This is a genomic window from Microbacterium sp. P2_F9, from assembly GCF_056403635.1.
Genome location: NZ_JBFUFC010000312.1, coordinates 1 through 2,806 on the forward strand (window position 1 = coordinate 1; position 2,806 = coordinate 2,806).

2 protein-coding genes are annotated in these 2,806 nt (G+C 69.3%); one reads left to right on the plus strand and one right to left on the minus strand.

Going from position 1 to position 2,806, the window contains the following annotated elements; genetic code table 11:
- Positions 1 to 836 (plus strand): ATP-dependent 6-phosphofructokinase (locus tag AC1DVT_RS19295; protein WP_477390910.1); only part of this gene is annotated, 836 nt, incomplete at its 5' end.
- A gap of 22 nt (positions 837 to 858) precedes the next feature.
- Here the strand turns inward: AC1DVT_RS19295 and AC1DVT_RS19300 are convergent.
- Positions 859 to 2,806: S9 family peptidase (locus AC1DVT_RS19300; protein WP_477390911.1), on the minus strand; the 1,948-nt coding region annotated here is incomplete at its 5' end.

The following is a 2,806-nucleotide window of genomic DNA, read 5'->3' on the forward strand; positions in this document are numbered from 1 at the left end:
GCACGATCCTCGGCACGAGCCGCACCAACCCGTACGAGGGGCCGCGCGGTGGCGCCGAGAACATCGCGAAGACCCTCTACGGGCACCACATCGACGGGATCATCGCGATCGGCGGTGAGGGCACACTCGCGGCCGCCAACCGCCTCGCCAACGACGGCATCAACGTCATCGGCGTCCCCAAGACGATCGACAACGACCTGGCTGCCACGGACTATTCATTCGGGTTCGACACCGCCGTCAACATCGCCACCGACGCGATGGATCGCCTGCGCACGACCGGAGACTCGCACCAGCGCTGCATGGTCGCCGAGGTCATGGGTCGGCACGTCGGCTGGATCGCGCTGCACGCGGGCATGGCGGCTGGCGCGCACGCCATCTGCATTCCCGAGGTGCCCCAGTCGATCACCGACATCACGAACCTGGTCTCGCGTGCGCACGACCGCGGCCGGGCGCCGCTCATCGTCGTGTCCGAGGGCTTCACGCTGACCGGCATGGACGAGGCTTTCAGCGACAAGGGGCTCGACGCGTTCAACCGTCCGCGCCTCGGTGGCATCAGCGAGGTCCTTGCGCCCGAGATCGAGCGCATCACGGGCATCGAGACCCGTGCCACCGTCCTCGGACACATCCAGCGCGGCGGGTCGCCGTCGGCCTTCGACCGCGTGCTCGCCACGCGCCTCGGACTCGCGGCAGCGGATGCCGTGATGAGCGAGGCCTGGGGTCAGATGGTCGCGCTGCGCGGCATCGACATCGTGCGGGTGCCCTTCGCCGATGCGCTCGGCGAGCTGAACACCGTGCCCCTCCACCGGTACGAAGAGGCCGCAGCCCTCTTCGGCTGATCCTGCGGGCCGCCGCCTGCCGTCAGGCGGCGCCGAGGATGTCGAGCAGCCAGGCGAGCTCGAACGCACGCTCGTGCCACGCGTTGTAGCGGCCGCTCACACCGCCATGGCCGGCGACCATCTCGCAGCGCAGCAGCGCGTCCGCGCCGACCTCGCGCAGTCGCGCGACCCATTTCGCCGGCTCCACGTACAGCACCCTCGTGTCGTTGAGCGAGGTGACGGCGAGGATCCGCGGGTACGCGACATCCGCCCGCACATTCTCGTAGGGCGAATACGCCTTCATGTAGGCGTACACGTCGGGATCATGCAGCGGATTGCCCCACTCGTCCCACTCGATCACGGTGAGGGGCAGCGACGGGTCGAGGATCGAGGTCAGCGCGTCCACGAACGGCACGTCGGCGAGGATCCCGGCGAACAGCTCCGGCGCGAGGTTCGCGATGGCCCCCATCAGCAGGCCGCCGGCCGAGCCGCCCTCGGCGACCATCCGGTCCGGCGCCGTGTAGCCGGCCTCGACGAGATGCCGTGCGCAGTCGACGAAGTCGGTGAACGTGTTCGTCTTGTGCAGGAGCTTGCCGTCCTCGTACCACTGGCGCCCCATCTCGCCGCCGCCACGCACGTGGGCGACGGCGAAGATCACGCCACGGTCGAGCTCCGACAGGCGGGCGACCGAGAATCCGGGTTCGATGGAGTGCTCGTAGGACCCATAGCCGTACAGGTGCAGCGGCCGCACCGAGGTTCCGGCCTCGCCGAACGATCGCTTCCAGACGAGTGAGATCGGCACCTGCGTGCCGTCCTGCGCGGTCGCCCACACCCGGGCCTGCGCGTAGTCGGCGGGCTCATAGCCGCCCAGCACCGGGTGGCGCTTGCGCAGGAGCCGCTCTCCGGTGGCGATGACGTAGTCGTAGACCGTGCCAGGGGTCGTGAACGACCCGTAGCCGATGCGGAGGACCGGCGGCGCCCACTCCGGGTTGCCGCCGCCGCCGACGGCGTAGAGCGGCTCGTCGAACTCGAGCTCGTTCACGGAGCCCGACGCGTAGTCGAGCAGCCCCAGCCGGGCGAGGCCGCCGCGGCGGTAGGCGAGCACGGCCCAGTCGCGGAAAGTCGAGACTCCCAGCAGGCGGTGTCCCGGCTGGTGGGCGACGACGACCTCGCGTGCGCCTGCGGGATCGGATGCCGCGACCCGCACGAGCTCGAAGTCCAATGCCCCGTCGTTGTGGAGGATGTACAGCACATCCTCCCCGTCGATCACGGCGTGGCTGGATTCGTACTCGACGCCCTCCTGGCGCGGCCACACCACGCGCGGCTCGGCGCGCAGGTCGTCGGCATCCAGAATCCACTCCTCGGAGGTGATGGAGGAGCCGAGCTCGATGAAAAGGTAGCGGTCGCTGCGGGTGAACCCCGCCCCGACCCAGTACCGCTCGTCCGGCTCATGGAACAGCTTCGCATCGTCTTCGACCGGGGTGCCCAGCTCATGCAGCCAGACCGTGTCGGGGCGCCACGCGTCGTCGACCGTCGTATAGACGATGAACCGCCCGTCGGGGGAGAAGCCGGCTCCCGCGGACGTGTCGGGGATCTCATCCGCAAGCATCTCGCCGGTCGCGATGTCGCGCACGCGGATCGTGTAGCGTTCGGAGCCGTCCAGGTCTACGCCGTACAGCATCTGCGCCCCGTCATTGGAGACTTCGAAGCTGCCGAGAGAGAAGAAGTCGTGGCCCTCGGCTTCGACGTTGGCATCGAGGAGCACCTGTTCGCCGGCCACCTCGGCATCGGGCGACAGATCCGGCGGGGTCCAGTCCTCGGGCGAGGCGAGCGGCGCGCGGCATTGGATGCCGTACTGCCTCCCTTCGACAGTGCGCCCGTAATACCACCAGTCGCCGCGCCGACTCGGGACGGACAGGTCGGTCTCGAGGGTGCGTCCCTTGATCTCCTGGAAGATCTGCTCCCGCAGCCCCTCCAGGTGCGCGGTGCGC